The sequence below is a fragment of the Barnesiella propionica genome (assembly GCF_025567045.1).
GTDB lineage: Bacteria > Bacteroidota > Bacteroidia > Bacteroidales > Barnesiellaceae > Barnesiella_B > Barnesiella_B propionica.
Genome location: NZ_JAOQJK010000002.1, coordinates 137,148 through 152,826, shown reverse-complemented (window position 1 = coordinate 152,826; position 15,679 = coordinate 137,148). Strand labels below are relative to the sequence as shown.

The 15,679-nt window shown below is 38.1% G+C and carries 12 protein-coding genes and 4 tRNA genes; 8 read left to right on the top strand and 8 right to left on the bottom strand.

Annotated elements, in window-relative coordinates; all coding sequences use genetic code 11:
- The first annotated feature begins 120 nt into the window (after window positions 1–120).
- Entirely contained in the window at window positions 121–822 is a 702-nt protein-coding gene (locus tag OCV73_RS03120) for a Crp/Fnr family transcriptional regulator (RefSeq protein ID WP_147548941.1), read from the top strand.
- A gap of 139 nt (window positions 823–961) precedes the next feature.
- On the opposite strand, the gene OCV73_RS03115 is transcribed toward OCV73_RS03120, so the two are convergent.
- Window positions 962–1,453 carry a peroxiredoxin family protein gene (locus tag OCV73_RS03115; protein ID WP_147548939.1) on the bottom strand — a complete coding sequence of 164 codons (492 nt, stop codon included), beginning with the start codon at window positions 1,451–1,453 and terminating at the stop codon, window positions 962–964.
- Window positions 1,454–1,789: 336 nt separating this feature from the next.
- Here OCV73_RS03115 and serB point away from each other — a divergent pair, with 336 nt between their 5' ends.
- From serB to OCV73_RS03085, 6 genes are all read left to right on the top strand, one after another.
- A complete protein-coding gene (gene serB, locus OCV73_RS03110) occupies window positions 1,790–3,025 on the top strand; it encodes a phosphoserine phosphatase SerB (protein WP_147548937.1) in 1,236 nt (411 codons plus the stop codon).
- 41 nt (window positions 3,026–3,066) lie between these two features.
- Window positions 3,067–5,355 (top strand): patatin-like phospholipase family protein, encoded by a 2,289-nt coding sequence (locus OCV73_RS03105; RefSeq protein ID WP_147548935.1) that lies wholly within the window; start codon window positions 3,067–3,069, stop codon window positions 5,353–5,355.
- A gap of 166 nt (window positions 5,356–5,521) precedes the next feature.
- Window positions 5,522–5,595 (top strand) — tRNA-Arg (locus tag OCV73_RS03100).
- Window positions 5,596–5,649: 54 nt separating this feature from the next.
- A tRNA-Arg gene (locus tag OCV73_RS03095) sits at window positions 5,650–5,723 on the top strand.
- 33 nt (window positions 5,724–5,756) lie between these two features.
- Window positions 5,757–5,830 (top strand) — tRNA-Arg (locus OCV73_RS03090).
- Between the two features lie 495 nt (window positions 5,831–6,325).
- Window positions 6,326–8,767, top strand: coding sequence for a phosphodiester glycosidase family protein (locus tag OCV73_RS03085; protein WP_147548933.1), 2,442 nt, complete (start codon window positions 6,326–6,328; stop codon window positions 8,765–8,767).
- An 85-nt stretch (window positions 8,768–8,852) separates the two neighbouring features.
- On the opposite strand, the gene rpe is transcribed toward OCV73_RS03085, so the two are convergent.
- The 3 genes from rpe to OCV73_RS03070 form a co-directional block, all read right to left on the bottom strand.
- Window positions 8,853–9,506 carry a ribulose-phosphate 3-epimerase gene (gene rpe, locus OCV73_RS03080; protein ID WP_147548931.1) on the bottom strand — a complete coding sequence of 218 codons (654 nt, stop codon included), beginning with the start codon at window positions 9,504–9,506 and terminating at the stop codon, window positions 8,853–8,855.
- Window positions 9,507–9,608: 102 nt separating this feature from the next.
- On the bottom strand, window positions 9,609–9,773 hold the full coding sequence (locus OCV73_RS03075) for a hypothetical protein (RefSeq protein WP_167551197.1): 165 nt from the start codon (window positions 9,771–9,773) through the stop codon (window positions 9,609–9,611).
- Between the two features lie 78 nt (window positions 9,774–9,851).
- Window positions 9,852–10,442: an RNA polymerase sigma factor gene (locus OCV73_RS03070; RefSeq protein ID WP_147548929.1), complete on the bottom strand. Its 591-nt coding sequence runs from the start codon at window positions 10,440–10,442 to the stop codon at window positions 9,852–9,854.
- A 310-nt stretch (window positions 10,443–10,752) separates the two neighbouring features.
- On the opposite strand from OCV73_RS03070, the gene OCV73_RS03065 reads away from it, so the two are divergent.
- Entirely contained in the window at window positions 10,753–11,652 is a 900-nt protein-coding gene (locus OCV73_RS03065; protein ID WP_147548927.1) for a glycosyltransferase family protein, read from the top strand.
- A gap of 205 nt (window positions 11,653–11,857) precedes the next feature.
- On the opposite strand, the gene OCV73_RS03060 is transcribed toward OCV73_RS03065, so the two are convergent.
- The 4 genes from OCV73_RS03060 to ffh form a co-directional block, all read right to left on the bottom strand.
- Window positions 11,858–11,933, bottom strand: a tRNA-His gene (locus OCV73_RS03060).
- An 87-nt stretch (window positions 11,934–12,020) separates the two neighbouring features.
- A complete protein-coding gene (locus tag OCV73_RS03055) occupies window positions 12,021–13,112 on the bottom strand; it encodes a CapA family protein (protein ID WP_147548925.1) in 1,092 nt (363 codons plus the stop codon).
- Between the two features lie 234 nt (window positions 13,113–13,346).
- The gene (folD, locus tag OCV73_RS03050; RefSeq protein WP_147548923.1) at window positions 13,347–14,228 is read right to left on the bottom strand and encodes a bifunctional methylenetetrahydrofolate dehydrogenase/methenyltetrahydrofolate cyclohydrolase FolD; all 882 of its coding nucleotides are present in this window, start codon (window positions 14,226–14,228) and stop codon (window positions 13,347–13,349) included.
- A gap of 115 nt (window positions 14,229–14,343) precedes the next feature.
- The gene (gene ffh / locus OCV73_RS03045; RefSeq protein ID WP_147548921.1) at window positions 14,344–15,669 is read right to left on the bottom strand and encodes a signal recognition particle protein; all 1,326 of its coding nucleotides are present in this window, start codon (window positions 15,667–15,669) and stop codon (window positions 14,344–14,346) included.
- Between the last annotated feature and the right edge of the window lie 10 nt (window positions 15,670–15,679).

Sequence of the window (15,679 nt, the reverse complement as noted above, 5' to 3'; positions counted from 1 at the left end):
CAAGCAACCATTAACTTTTCTAAAAAACAGAAACTTCTATGCTTTTTTTGTTCACAAAATGTAACAAGAACCATTTTTTTCTCTAATTTTGTGCTGTAAAACAGTGTTATACAACAAAAAATGGTAAAAAAAAGCACATTAGAATCGATTCTTAAAGAAGAAATGTCAGAAATGTGGTCGGTTTTAACGAACGAAGATAAACGTATTATTACCGACAATTTTCGCATTCATACCTTTAAAAAGAATGAAGTGATCTACAGTGAAGGGGAAGAACCTAAGCTGCTCATGTGTTTGCTTAAAGGAAAAGTAAAAATATACAAAGACGGCGTAGGAGGACGCAGTCAGATTATCAGGCTTATCCGCCCTGTTCAATATTTCGGATACCGGGCTCATTTTGCCAATGAAAATTACGTTACTGCGGCATCGGCTTTCGAAACTTCTACGATCGGAACTTTACCCATGTCCATTGTTGAAGAACAACTGAAACGTAACAATCAATTCGCACTTTTCTTTATTAAAGAATTAGCGACCAATCTGGGAATCTCGGACGCCCGTACTGTGAATCTTACACAGAAACATATACGCGGAAGGCTCGCCGAGTCTCTCATTTTCCTGAAAGAAAACTACGGGCTGGAACAAGACGGTTCGACACTGAACATATATATGGCTCGGGAAGATCTTGCCAATCTTTCAAACATGACTACTTCCAATGCAATACGTACTTTATCTTGCTTTGTCAATGAAAAAATCATTATTGTAGACGGACGAAAAATTAAAATTCTGGATGAAGAGAAATTAAAAAAAATCAGTAAATTCGGTTAATCAATAAATTTTATTTAATAAGAATCTTATTCCTTCCGCCTTTCTTTTCTTCTAATCTTTTATTCCGGCTTCCACGATATTTCTTTATACGATAAAAAGAAAAAGCCTGTATCTTTATAAGAAACAGGCTTTATTAAGGTTATTGACTAATCAGTTCTGTCAATTTTTCCGGACTAAGGCTACTCGCTATTATCTTTCCCTCGGGGTCAATTAAATAACTTGTAAATCCTTTTTTAAGGCGATAATCTCCAAAAACTTTCGAAGTACTACCAGCCTCGTCATAGAATTGTCTACCAGTGTTAAATTTATCAAGTTTCAGAGTTTCCTCATATACGCTCCTATTTGTATCGTAAGAAACAGAAACCAGACAAACGTTTTTATTTACCATCTTATCCACAGCATTGCGAAGACGAATATTGGCAATACGTGACTGGGCATCATAACTAGCCCAAAAATTCAACACGACATATTGTCCTTTCAAAGAACTCAGACTAAAAGTCTGTGATGAATCTTTAATCTCAAATACAGGAGCGAACTTGCCTGGTTTAAGTCCTGTATCCTGAGGGTTAAAGGCCGACGATAAAGATAAAAACAACAACAGTACAACAATGATTGACTTTGTTTTCTTCATATCGAAGTTTTATAGTTTACACTAAATCTGCCGGTTAGGCATCACACCGAAACGACAAACCCCACTGATTTTCAGCGGTAAGCAATTATGTCTACAAAGCTCTCTTTGCCCCATAATGCTACAAAACTGCGCAAAGTTGCACATTTACAACCACATAAGCAAATTTTCACTTGTTTTTTTAGCACTAATAAAAGTCAAACATCTAATAATAAACAATTTACGAAATAAGTAAAAACAACAACACTTTGTGAATACAAATGATTATTTAGACGTTTAAATATCTATTTCTTCCCTTTTTTATTAATTTTGCACGTTAGTTAATAACATTTTCAAGAAATGAACCCTAAGACTGAAATTATCCTTATCAACATATCCGGTGAAGATAAGCCCGGAGTAACAACAGCACTCACCGAAGTATTGGCACGGTACGATGCCTTTATTCTGGATATAGGACAAGCAGATATACATCACACTTTATCTTTAGGTATATTGTTCAAAACAGACGAGACCAAATCAGGGGAAATTCTTAAAGACCTGCTTTTTAAGGCATATGAACTGGGAATTAACATACGGTTTAATCCTATCAGTGAAAAGGAATATGAAAGTTGGGTGAGCCTACAGGGAAAAAACAGATATATTATCACCATACTGGGCCGTTGCATTACCGCCCGTCAAATAAGTGAGGTTACGCGCATCGTAGCCAGCCAGGGACTGAATATAGACGCTATACAACGTCTTACCGGCCGTATTCCCTTGGATGAGAACATCCGCCCTCCCAAGTCATGTATAGAACTGTCGGTTCGCGGTACTCCGAAAGACAGGAATACAATGCAATCGGATTTTATGAAACTATCTTCAGAACTGGAAATGGATATTTCTTTACAAGAAGACAGTATGTACCGGCGTTGCCGGAGATTAATCTGTTTCGATATGGACTCTACCCTTATAGAAACGGAAGTCATCGACGAACTGGCAATGAAAGCAGGTGTAGGCGAAAAAGTGAAAGCGATCACGGAATCCGCCATGAGAGGAGAAATTGATTTTTCGGAAAGTTTCAGACGCAGAGTAAGCCTTTTAAAAGGATTGGACGTCTCCGTTATGCGCGAAATTGCGGAAAATCTACCCATTACAGAAGGTGTTAATCGTCTCATGCAAGTTTTAAAACGAGCCGGTTATAAAATAGCGATCTTGTCCGGAGGATTTACCTACTTCGGAAATTATCTGAAGCAGAAATATGGTATAGACTATGTCTATGCTAATGAACTGGAAATTGAAAATAATAAATTGACCGGACGCCATGTCGGAGATATCGTAGATGGCAAACGTAAAGCTGAATTACTAAGACTTATTTCCCAGGTGGAAAATGTGAATATAGCTCAAACGATTGCTGTTGGAGACGGAGCTAACGACCTGCCTATGCTGAGTGCGGCCGGATTAGGTATTGCTTATCATGCCAAACCCAAAGTAAAAGCTAATGCAGATCAGTCCATCTCCACTATAGGACTGGATGGTGTACTTTATTTTCTGGGATTCAAAGATTCGTTCATCGCAGACGACTCTACCCTGATGTAATACCGTCCCCCATAGAAAAAACAATATAACTAAAGGATCGTATGAAAAAAATCATTATGGTATTTCTGGCAGTCATTCTGTTTTGTACCGGAATAAAATCCCAATCCGTAGGTCTCGTCATGAGCGGCGGAGGCGCTAGAGGCATCGCACACATCGGTCTCATACAGGCACTGGAAGAAAATAATGTCCCTATCGACTATGTGGCAGGAACGTCTATGGGCGCTATTGTAGGTGCGCTATATGCAATGGGATATACACCGGAAGAAATGATCCAGCTAATATTATCGGATGATTTTAATTCATGGTCCCGGGGCATACTTGAAGACGACTATATATATTATTTCAAGAAACCCGAGCCTACTCCCGAATTCGTAACATTCAATCTGGGAATACAAGACTCATCCAAAATCACACCACACTTCCTTCCCAGAAGCCTTATCAATCCATTACCTATGAATTTCGCTTTCATGCGTATTTTCGCGCCTTATTCTGCCCAGGCTAATAACGATTTCAATCAATTATTTGTTCCTTTTCGTGCGGTAGCTTCGGATGTTTACCATAAACGGGCAGTGATATTAAGAAACGGAGATCTGGGAGATGCGGTAAGGGCTTCTATGAGTTTCCCTTTCGTTTTCAAACCTATAGAGATCGACAGTGTCCTGGTATATAACGGGGGCATTTATAACAACTTCCCGGTAGATGTTATGAAAGAGGATTTCAATCCTGATGTGATTATCGGTAGTGTCGTAGCAACAGAAGTAACAAAACCTAAAGAGGACAACCTGATGACGCAGATAGAAAACATGGTGATGCAAAAAAGCGATTACACCGTGGATCCTAAAGATGGCATCTTGTTAAAATTTGATCTAAAAGGAGTAGAATTGCTCGATTTCCCGAACGCAAAAGAAATATACCAGATAGGTTATGACAAAGCCATCAGCATGATAGACTCTATTAAAGGACGTATTCCCCGAGAGATACCTCTGGAAAGAAAAAATTTACAACGTAAAGTCTTTAAGAGCAAAACTCCTAAACTGGAGTTCGACCGTGTCAATATCGAAGGAGCTAACCACGCACAAACAGCTTATATAAAAAAACAGTTTACCGACAACAAAAGCGGTGTATTGAGTGAGGCAGAAGCTAAAGAGGCTTATTATAAGATTATATCCGACGGCAAAATCTCAGACCTGATCCCGCACGCCATATATAATCCCGAAACAGGAATGTTCGACCTCAATCTACAGGCAAAAGTAAAAGACCGTCTGGCATTGGGAATAGGGGGATTTATTGCGTCAAACAGCTCTAATCAAATATGTCTGGGAGCACATTACCGTACAGTAAGTCTGAACTCCCTCGACCTGGATCTGACAGGACAGATAGGACAATCTTACAACTCAGGTATGCTTACTGCACGTATAGACCTTCCGTCTTCTATACCTATGTTTCTAAAATTCATGGGAGTATTATCCAAACATAAATTTTACGAAAGCGATAAATTATTCTATTCCGACAAATTACCTACTTTTATCAGTAAAAACGAATCATACTTGAAGTTACGTTTGGGTCTTCCTTTTCTTACAAAAGCTAAAGCCGAAGTTTCTTTAGGATACGGGTATCTGTTTGACGACTATTATCAAAGCAATAATATAGATTTCGCCCAGAACAAGAGCGACCGCAGCAAATATTTATTATGGATGGGCTCCATGAGATTTGAAAAAAATAATCTGGACAACTTCATGTATCCTACTACGGGAAATGAAATTTCGATAACGGGCGAAGTTGTTTACGGCTCCGAAAGGTATCTGGAACAAGGAAAAAAGAACAACAATAAGACTTATCATTCCTGGTTGCAAATGACTGCTTACGGCAGTAAATATTTTTCTCTTGCCAAAAACTTCACATTAGGCATTAGAGGAGAATTGGTACTATCGAGTAAAGATTTTTACGACAACTATACGGCAACTATAGTACAAGCTCCGGCATTTACCCCTACTCCTCATAGCAAAACTTCGTTCAATCCGGCATTCCGTTCTACTCAATATTTAGCGGGAGGGTTAGTACCTATCTGGAAAATTATAGATAATCTTCAGCTACGTACCGAATTCTACGCTTTTTCTCCTTTCTTTAAAATTAAAGAGGATTCAGAGAATCAAGCCTATTATGGTAAATTCATGAATACGGTAAGTTTCATGGGCGAAGTCTCCATTGTTTACAATTTACCTTTCGCATCTATCAGCGTATATGGAAACCGATATAGTTATCCAAAAAATAACTGGAATTTTGGCGTTAATATAGGTTTACTGATATTCAGCCCTAAATTTTTAGAGTAATCAATCTAAACATAACGATAACGGAACTTATTTTATTTCAATTTATTTCCTTTGTTTCGTATAACATAAACTTTGTTAGATTGACTATTTATATATTCAAAATCCCAAAAAAGGGGAAAATATTATTGTTTTAATCGATTTTATTCATACCTTTGCATCCGCAATCGGCTCCGTAGCTTAACTGAATAGAGCATCTGACTACGGATCAGAAGGTTACAGGTTTGAATCCTGTCGGAGTCACAGCACTGTTTCAAGCGAGAACAGTTATCTTTATTTTTTATAGTATCAAAAAAAGGTCCCGTAGCTTAACTGAATAGAGCATCTGACTACGGATCAGAAGGTTACAGGTTTGAATCCTGTCGGGATCACACATATGATACAATCAAAAAATAATACAATAAGGTCCCGTAGCTTAACTGAATAGAGCATCTGACTACGGATCAGAAGGTTACAGGTTTGAATCCTGTCGGGATCACAGAAATAAAAACTAAATAAGCAATTAGAACTCCTGTAATATAAATATTGCAGGAGTTTCTTACATATAACAAAAAGCTTAACCGGAGACATCTTCAATACCAAACGATCTGTCCGGTTCCAAAAGACCTTATTCATTATTTCCCATATAAAAACAATCGCTTACAAACTTCCCATCATACGGAAATAATATAAATCAATACGTAAAATACAAAAACAAATATTTGTGCAAGAAAAATATAATTTTTTCCCGTCAATTATAATTTCAACCCTTTGCCGTCCAAATAAAATCCTGTATTTCATATATCACAAAAGTTATATCATGTATCTATATTTTTACAGTTCTGATTTTAGTATCATTAATTATACAATAAATCCACTATTATTTTTACTTTTTATAAGAATTATGAACAATTTTTCCATAAATAATTCTTTCATAATACGATTCAAAATTATACTTTTATCAAACAATCGTAACTAACAAAAACACACTGTTATGAAATTAAAAATTACTTTTTTGATGGCATTTCTTACCCTGGTTTTGTCATCTTATTCAGTAGGGTCTATCAACATTAAGGGTGTTGATTATGAAGTCGATACTACTTTCCATGCTAAAGTAGGGCCTGGAACGACACAGACATCACTGGCTTTATTCCCCAACGGAAGTGCGACCAACCAACTTAGAGTTTTCTATCTCACAATCGATCGTACGAACCCTAATATTAAAATGAAAGCTGTATTAGCCAAAGACCGGTTACCAGGCAATGAAACTGTTGCAACTATGGCAAATCGCAAAAGTACAGAAAACGAATTATATTTTTGTGGTGTAAACGGGGACTTTTATTATACTTCCGGTTTTATAGGAACACCTACCGGTTCCAGTACGGTAGAAGGCGTTCCCTGCAAAACAAGCAAATCCTATAAACAAATGGGTGTGGATGCTGATGGAATTCCCTGGCTGGGAGTTACAGCTTTCAATGGTACGGCAAAAATCGGCACGCAAACACATGATTTAGAAGGAATAAATGTTGGACGCGGCGAAAATAATTTAATATTATATACACCTATCATTGGAGACGGCAATACCGGCACAAATGCATACGGTACCGAAGTAGCCGTAGAATTAACTGAAGGTGAATTTAAAATAGGAAATACATTCAAAGTAAAAGTCACAGCCGCTCCTGTCGCTAAAGTCGGTAATATGAAAATTCCCGAAAACGGATTCGTATTATCTGGACACGGAACTGCCGAAGAATTCATCAAGGATTTAAAAGCCGGTGATATAGTAGAAATTGAAAATCACCTGACAGTAGACGGTGAAATACACAATCTCATAAATATGAGTGGAGGTAATCCTATTATTGTAGGTAACGGAGAAACCCTTGATACAGAAGGCGACCGTGGAGACGCATCGGCACGCCATCCCCGTACTGCTGCCGGATACAGTGCAGACAAATCCAAAATTATTTTAATGGTAATAGACGGACGCGCTTTATCGGTAGGTGTAACCACCTCTATGTTAGGCGATGTAATGCGATATGCAGGTGCGGCCTGGGCCATGAACTGGGATGGCGGCGGTTCCAGCACTTTATATACCAATGCTCTCGGAGTACGCAATCATTGTAGCGACGGAAAAGAAAGAGCCGTAGGTAGCGCCATGTTTGCCGTATATACCGGAACCATGGACAAAGAAATCAAGGAAATCCATTGCAAAGACTGGAAAATCGACCTTCCGAAATACGGTCAATATATACCGGTAATATACGGTTACAGCCAACAAGGCGTATTAGTGGATCTCGATGTACAAAACGTAAAATTCACATGTGATGAAGCCATCGGAAGAATAGAAGGGAATACTTTTATAGCCGGCGATCCGGGAAGTGGTTTTATCTATGCAGAATACAATGGTGCAACCACAAAAATACCCGTTACCGTCCTTGAATCAAAAGGATTAAAATTACGTCTCAGCAATGTTCTTAATGATGGTTTTATCGAATATCCTATTGAAGTAAAATCCATGGTGGATAAAGGAGAAATGGATATTGCCCCTTCTAGCCTGACATGGAGCAGTGACAACGAAAGCGTAGCTACTGTATCGGAAGCGGGTATTTTAAAAGGGCATGTAAATGGAACCGCAAATATAACCGGAACATTAGAAGATTTTACGGGAGTATTACCCGTAACAGTAGAGATCCCTACCAGTGCAAAAATGCCTGTAGATAATCTGGATATGAATACCTGGACCATCACAAAGACCGGTGCTATAGCTGTAACTCCGGAGCAGGCGGAAGAGGGAGTCAATTTAAATATCGAATATGCCGTAACACGGGGTCCGTATGTACAAATTGCAAAATCAATTGCATTATACAGTATCCCTGAAGCTATGGAAATAAATATGAATCCCGGCAATTTATTGATGACGAAGATTCAGGTAGAATTCCGGCCCAATTCAGGAGGCAGCAAAACAATTGATATTGCCGCTCCGTCTTTGAACAAGGATACTATAATCCGGGTAAATATGTCTGATTTATTGACAGACAAAAACGATCTTATCAACTATCCGATCAAATTATCAAGCATACGCTTTTATTTGGACTTAGGAAACAAAGTTGGAAAATACACGGTAAAAATCCCTGCTATAAATGCTGTTTATAAGAATTTTAGTTCAGTCGAAAAAAATGAATTATTATCCAATCTCATTGTATTCCCGAACCCCGCACGTCAGGGAGAAGAAAATATGTATTTCAGAAATACGGAAAGGACCAATATTTCTGTTAACATATATAATATAGGAGGACAGCTCGTTAAATCACAAAAATACGGAATGCAAGAAGCAGGCAATATTTTACTTCCTACATCCTCTCTCTCCACAGGTACATATTTTGTACAAATTAACAGAGATAATGCAACAGATGTTGTAAAAATCGTAATAAAATAAGTTTTATATAACTTATCGTTTATTAGCCACCAAAAAACCACGGTAATTTAAATTACCGTGGTTTTTTATTCATTCCTATCTATTCTTACAATGACTTAAGTGACGATATAGTTTCCAGAGGATCGGAAGAACGGAAAACAAAGTTTCCGGCCACTAGTGCATCGGCACCGGCATCTACCAGTCTCCTTCCTGTTTCCAGATTAATTCCTCCGTCAACCTCGATATAAGCGTGAGAATTTTTCCGCTCCAATAAATTACGTAATTTCGATACTTTTTCTACAGAATGCTCGATGAACTTTTGTCCGCCGAAACCAGGATTTACCGACATGATAAGAACCAGGTCTAATTCCTGAATTATATCTTCGAGCATACATACCGGCGTATGGGGATTTAAAGTAACCCCGGCTTTCATACCAGCCTTCTTTATTTCCTGAATAGTACGATGCAAATGGAGACATGCCTCATAATGTACATTCATAATATAAGCTCCCGACTCTTTTACTTCCGTAATGAACTTCTGAGGTTCGACTATCATTAAATGTACATCTAAGGGCTTAACAGAACGGCGTTTTACAAACTCGAGTACCGGAAATCCAAAAGATATATTAGGAACAAAAACACCGTCCATTACATCTATATGCAACCAATCGGCATCACTCTCATTTATCAGATCTATCTCTTCATTCAATCTGCCAAAATCGGCAGATAATAATGACGGGGAAACAATTACATCACTCATATCAAAATCTATTAGATGAACAAATATAACAAATATCGAAGAAGATTTATATACTTATCAGGAAATAAAAAGAGCTCTTACGATAAGAGCTCTTTTTATTTCTTAATTAGCGACAAAAGCGCCTAATCCTTTCGGCATCTGTATTTCATAAGAATACACCCGCGCAAATTGCATTATCGCATCCAATGTCGATGCTTTGGGAGTAATTCTCTGAGATTTTTGAATACAAGGAGCTGGAATGTCTTTAATAGTAAAATTTTTCTTCATAGGCTGTTTATTTTTTAGGACTGTATATTTATAACGCCTATACCTATGAATTATTTTATTCTATCCTATTTTTTTATTTTATAGAGTTAAAACGATATTATTTTCTTCGGCCATCTTTCGCATATTAAGTATAGCATAACGCATACGCCCCAACGCCGTGTTTATACTCACATGAGTAGCATCTGCTATCTCTTTAAAACTCATATTCTTATAATAACGTAACACTAAAACCTCCCGTTGATTTTCCGGCAAAGCTTTAACCAGTTTACGTATATCCGAATCTATCTGACGCTTTACCATATGATCTTCTATGGTCCCTTCGCTTAATTCCTTCTTATTGAATATATCGGTATTTTCATCACCATTCAATTGATGATTTTCTGCTTTCTCCTGACGATAATAATCAATAATAAGATTATGTGCTATACGTGATATCCAAGCCGGGAATTTCCCATTCTCGGTATATCTTCCTTGTTTTATAGTCATAATAGCTTTAACGAATGTTTCCTGAAAGATATCATCCGCCAAATCACGATTTTTCACTATATAATAAATATAGGAAAAGATTCTGTTCTGATGACGTCTGAGAAGAATATCAAATGCCTCATTATTCCCTTTTGCATAAAGTACGACCAGCTCTTCATCTGTTCGTAACATAAGTTCATCCATTACCTTTGTGTGTTATTTAGTTTTTAAAGAGTAATGTTTGTCTATAGGCTTTTGATTTTAGGATTAGAAATGATTTATCTATGATGCAAATAAAATACATTTTTCAATAAAATGGAAGAGAAATAGTTATTTTTTAAACCCAACTCTACAATTTAACACAATTAACCCATAAAAAGTTAAAAGTAAATATCAGAATATTTTCCATGTAAAAGAAGAATATTCACTATGTCAATATATGAATTTATTCGTTACATTTGCGTCGTCATAATTCAAAAATCATTTATTAACCACTATAAAAAATAAGAAAAACATGAAACCTACTTTATTTGTACTTGCTGCCGGAATGGGAAGTCGCTACGGAGGCTTAAAGCAGCTGGATGGTCTGGGTCCAAACGGTGAAACCATTATGGACTATTCTATTTTTGATGCCGTGCGTGGCGGTTTCGGCAAAGTAGTATTTGTCATACGTCATACTTTCGAAAATGATTTTAGAGATAAAATAATAAAAAAATACGAAAATATAATACCTGTCGAACTCGTTTTTCAGGAACTCGATTACTTGCCGGAAGGTTATAACTTAAATCCCGAACGTGTAAAGCCATGGGGAACCAACCATGCAGTACTTATGGGAAAAGATGTTATAAAAGAACCTTTTGCTGTAATTAATGCCGATGACTTCTATGGCCGTGAAAGTTTCGCGATTCTGGCTGACTATCTCAAAAAGCTGGAAGGTAAAAAGAACGAATATTGTATGGTAGGCTACAGAATATGCAATACTCTTTCGGAGAATGGCAGCGTAGCACGCGGAATTTGCGAAACAGATAGCAAGGAAAACCTTACTTCTGTCGTAGAACGCACTCATATCGAACGTCATGAGGGAAAAGTGATGTTCAAGGAAGGCGAAACATGGACCGAAGTAGCCGAAAATGCTCCTGTTTCCATGAACATGTGGGGATTTACTCCCGATTATTTCAAATACAGCGAAAATTATTTCACAACATTTTTACAAGAAAATGCCGATAATATCAAAGCCGAATTTTTCATTCCGCTAATGGTAAATGAATTGATCCAAAACAATACGGCAACCGTAAAAGTGCTGGATACACCGTCCAAATGGTTCGGAGTTACATATGCGCAAGACCGGCAGTCGGTTGTTGATAAAATCAATGCACTCATAGAAAAAGGCGATTATCCTGCCAAATTATTTTAAGAATCTTTTCATGTAAGAACGACCGGAGAAACATATATGTTTCTCCGGTCGTTTATTTAGTCCATATGCCAATATTTTCCTCTTCTATGTTCGGGCAGAAGAACTTTATTTGTTCCTCATTAAACTCTCAAATAACAGTAATCATCCTTATATCATAGATAAAATATAAATAAAAAAGCCGGTTAATAACCGGCTTTTTTACAACGGGTGCTAGATGGGACTCGAACCCACGACCCTCGGAACCACAATCCGATGCTCTAACCAACTGAGCTACAAACACCATTTCTCAAATGCGATGCAAAGATAGGATATTTTTTTGAATCCTGCAATATCTGAAGTCTATTTTTACAAAAATATTTTTATTAAAATTAGTTCGGGAAATTGTATTCGCTTACTCCTTTATTATACTTTGAAAAAATATTCCGGGCGCTTCTCACAAAATCCTCTAATTGCCGGGACACTACATTCGGAAATAATTTATCATTCAAAGATTTATCAGCCGGCACTATAACAAAATTATCGGTATAACCTTGTCCCGGACGCACCGTAAATATCAAAGAATACCCGGCGGATTTGAGTTTGATTTTATGCTTTTCCTTTGTAACTGTTACTTTTACCATAGCTCCTCCTACCGTATCACGCGTTTTCATATTAGAAATAAAATTTCCCAAAGAATATACTACCAGAGCCTTCGCATTCCCATATTCATCATATTTCATTTCCATAGGTTGTATAACATGAGGATGTCCGCCTATCACCAATTGAACCCCTTCTTCTACCAGCATATCGGCCAATCCTTTCTGTTCGCTGTTTGGTAGCAATTTATACTCCTCCCCCCAATGCATGCAAGCCACAATAATATCCGCATCGAGTTTTCTCGCCCTTTTTATATCTTCTTTTATCGTATTTCTGTCTATATAATTCACGACAGCCGGCGGAACGACCTTAATTCCATTCGTTCCGTATGTATAATTAAGAAAAGCAAACCGGATTCCTTTCTTCTTTATCATCAACGGATAACAGCTATGCCGTGCCGACCGATCCCGGTATGTACCAGCATGCCTTACACCTATAGAATCCAAAACCTGTATAGTCCGAAGCAATCCCTTCGAAGAACGTCTGTCCAAGCAATGATTATTTGCCGTTAAGAAAATATCAAATCCCGCATTTTTTAAAGCTACTGCATATTCATCGGGAGCACTAAAAGCCGGATATCCCGTATAAGGTTTTCCTCCCAACGGAACTTCCAGATTTACCACAGCTAAATCTGCCGACTTTATTTCATTTTCCACAAGAGAGAAGCAATGCCTATAATCATACCTCTCCGATTTTCCGGCGCTTTCAATCTGAGCGGTATGTTGCATAGCATCCCCCGCAAAAAGTATTGTTACCGGTTCCGGAGAATCTGACACAGGATACCCCATCATCAGAGCTAAGGCAAATGGTATAAGTGAAAACATATCTCTGCATTTAAAAAGACTTTAAACAAAAACAAGTCTCAATTTTACAAATATATGTATTCTATTCTTTTTAACCGCTTCTATTACATATTTTTCATATTACCCCTTCCTACCCGCCTATGAAAAATAATACAAAAATCCCCTGTCTTATATATATCAAAAGACAGAGAATTCCTGATCTCTTTGGAAATGTTATTCCTTCACAAAAAATACTTTTTCAGCAGATATTTCCGTTTATTTATATATTTCTTTTTTCCCTGCGAGTAAAGTATTACGCATAAGAGATACGATCGTCATAGGGCCGACTCCCCCGGGTACAGGGGTTATATAAGAACATTTAGAAGCCACTTCGTCAAACTTCACATCTCCGGTCAATTTAAAACCTGATTTTGTTTTATCAGACGGAACTCTTGTCGTACCTACATCAATAACCACCGCACCATCCCTTACCATATCTGCTGTAACAAAATGCGGAGAGCCCAGAGCTGCAATAATAATATCGGCCGAACGGCATATATCTTTAATATCCGGCGTAGCGCTATGGCACACGGTTACCGTTGCATTTCCAGGTACAGCCTTTTGCATCATCAGTGCTGCAACAGGTTTCCCCACTATATTACTTCTTCCCAATACGACGCAATGTTTTCCCTTGGTATTTATATCATACCTTTTCAGTAATTCCAATATACCGGCGGGAGTAGCGGAAACAAAACACGGAAGACCGATATTCATTCTACCTACATTTACAGGATGAAAACCGTCGACATCCTTACGATAATCTATAGCTTCTATTACTTTCTGTTCCGAAATATGACCAGGTAAAGGGAGCTGTACAATAAAGCCGTCAATATCTTCATCCCTATTCAATTCTTCCACCCGCGCCAAAAGCTCGTTTTCCGTCACATCAGTTTCATAACGAATTAAAGTAGATTTAAAACCGCATTGCTCACACGCTTTTACTTTATTCGCCACATAGGTCTCGCTACCTCCATCATGACCTACCAGAATGGCTGCCAGATGAGGTATTTTCCCTCCTTCTGCTTTAATTTTTTCCACCTCACAGGCAATTTCCTGCTTAATGCGATCCGAAATAGCTTTACCGTCTATCAGCTGCATAATATTATTCTATTTAATTATATAAGAAAACACCGGATACATTCCCGGCTCTTTATTCACTCAATAAGAACAGAAAACCAAAATGTATCCGGTGTTTTCATTGTATGTATTATTTTTATTTCTTCATTCCTCTCATCATACGCATTGCGCCTTTATTCTGTGTTACCATACGCATCATCTTTCTCGTCTCATCAAACTGCTTAATAAGCCGGTTCACTTCTTGAACTGTGGTTCCGCTACCTCGTGCGATACGCTGGCGACGGCTTCCGTTCAATATTTCGGGAGAAGTTCTCTCCGCAGGAGTCATAGAATAAATTATCGCTTCTATACTTTTAAATGCATTATCGTCAATATCAACGTCTTTGATGGCTTTTCCCAATCCGGGAACCATAGAAGCCAGATCCTTGAGATTACCCATCTTCTTGATTTGTTGTATCTGACTAATAAAATCATTAAAATCAAACTGATTTTTTGCTATTTTCTTTTGAAGACGTTTTGCTTCTTCTTCGTTATATTGCTCCTGTGCACGCTCTACAAGAGAAACGATATCCCCCATTCCCAGGATACGGTCTGCCATACGGGCGGGATGGAATGGATCGATAGCTTCCATTTTTTCTCCCGTACCTACAAACTTGATAGGTTTGTCCACTATCGTACGAATAGACAAAGCGGCACCGCCACGCGTATCTCCATCCAGTTTCGTGAGGACTACGCCATCAAAATCAAGACGATCGTTGAATTCTTTCGCGGTATTTACTGCATCCTGTCCCGTCATGGCATCCACGACAAACAATATTTCATTCGGATTAATAGCATCTTTTATAGCCTTAATCTCTTTCATCATTTGTTCATCTACCGCCAGACGTCCCGCAGTATCGACAATCACAAGATCCAGATGATTTTCCTTTGCATACTTTATACCGTTACGGGCAATAGACACAGGGTCCTTACTTCCTTCTTCGGTATAAACCGGAACCCCGATCTGTTCACCCAGAACTTTCAACTGCTCTATAGCCGCCGGCCTGTACACATCACCTGCAACCAACAAAGGATGTTTGCCTCTTTTGGACTTAAGCATATTGGCCAATTTTCCGGAAAACGTAGTTTTACCGGAACCCTGCAAACCCGACATAAGAATCACCGAAGGATTATCCGATACTTTTATATCTACCGCTTCTCCACCCATGAGGGAAGTCAACTCGTCATGAACAATTTTCACCATTAACTGACCGGGCTTAACGGCGGTCAATACATCCTGTCCCAGAGCCTTCATCTTAACCGTATCGGTAAATTGCTTGGCTACTTTATAATTGACATCGGCGTCTAAAAGAGCGCGACGTACGTCCTTTAAGGTCTCGGAAACATTTATTTCAGTAATTTTACCTTCACCTTTAAGTATCTTGAAAGAACGTTCCAGTCTTTCACTTAAATTCTCAAACATAATTTATTTT

What these genes read in the sequence shown, in the direction of transcription:
- OCV73_RS03120 (WP_147548941.1), top strand. Translation starts at nt 121, where the DNA reads ATGGTAAAAAAAAGCACATTAGAATCGATTCTTAAAGAAGAAATGTCA.
- OCV73_RS03115 (WP_147548939.1), bottom strand. Translation starts at nt 1,453, where the DNA reads ATGAAGAAAACAAAGTCAATCATTGTTGTACTGTTGTTGTTTTTATCT.
- serB (WP_147548937.1), top strand. Translation starts at nt 1,790, where the DNA reads ATGAACCCTAAGACTGAAATTATCCTTATCAACATATCCGGTGAAGAT.
- OCV73_RS03105 (WP_147548935.1), top strand. Translation starts at nt 3,067, where the DNA reads ATGAAAAAAATCATTATGGTATTTCTGGCAGTCATTCTGTTTTGTACC.
- OCV73_RS03085 (WP_147548933.1), top strand. Translation starts at nt 6,326, where the DNA reads ATGAAATTAAAAATTACTTTTTTGATGGCATTTCTTACCCTGGTTTTG.
- rpe (WP_147548931.1), bottom strand. Translation starts at nt 9,506, where the DNA reads ATGAGTGATGTAATTGTTTCCCCGTCATTATTATCTGCCGATTTTGGC.
- OCV73_RS03075 (WP_167551197.1), bottom strand. Translation starts at nt 9,773, where the DNA reads ATGAAGAAAAATTTTACTATTAAAGACATTCCAGCTCCTTGTATTCAA.
- OCV73_RS03070 (WP_147548929.1), bottom strand. Translation starts at nt 10,442, where the DNA reads ATGGATGAACTTATGTTACGAACAGATGAAGAGCTGGTCGTACTTTAT.
- OCV73_RS03065 (WP_147548927.1), top strand. Translation starts at nt 10,753, where the DNA reads ATGAAACCTACTTTATTTGTACTTGCTGCCGGAATGGGAAGTCGCTAC.
- OCV73_RS03055 (WP_147548925.1), bottom strand. Translation starts at nt 13,112, where the DNA reads ATGTTTTCACTTATACCATTTGCCTTAGCTCTGATGATGGGGTATCCT.
- folD (WP_147548923.1), bottom strand. Translation starts at nt 14,228, where the DNA reads ATGCAGCTGATAGACGGTAAAGCTATTTCGGATCGCATTAAGCAGGAA.
- ffh (WP_147548921.1), bottom strand. Translation starts at nt 15,669, where the DNA reads ATGTTTGAGAATTTAAGTGAAAGACTGGAACGTTCTTTCAAGATACTT.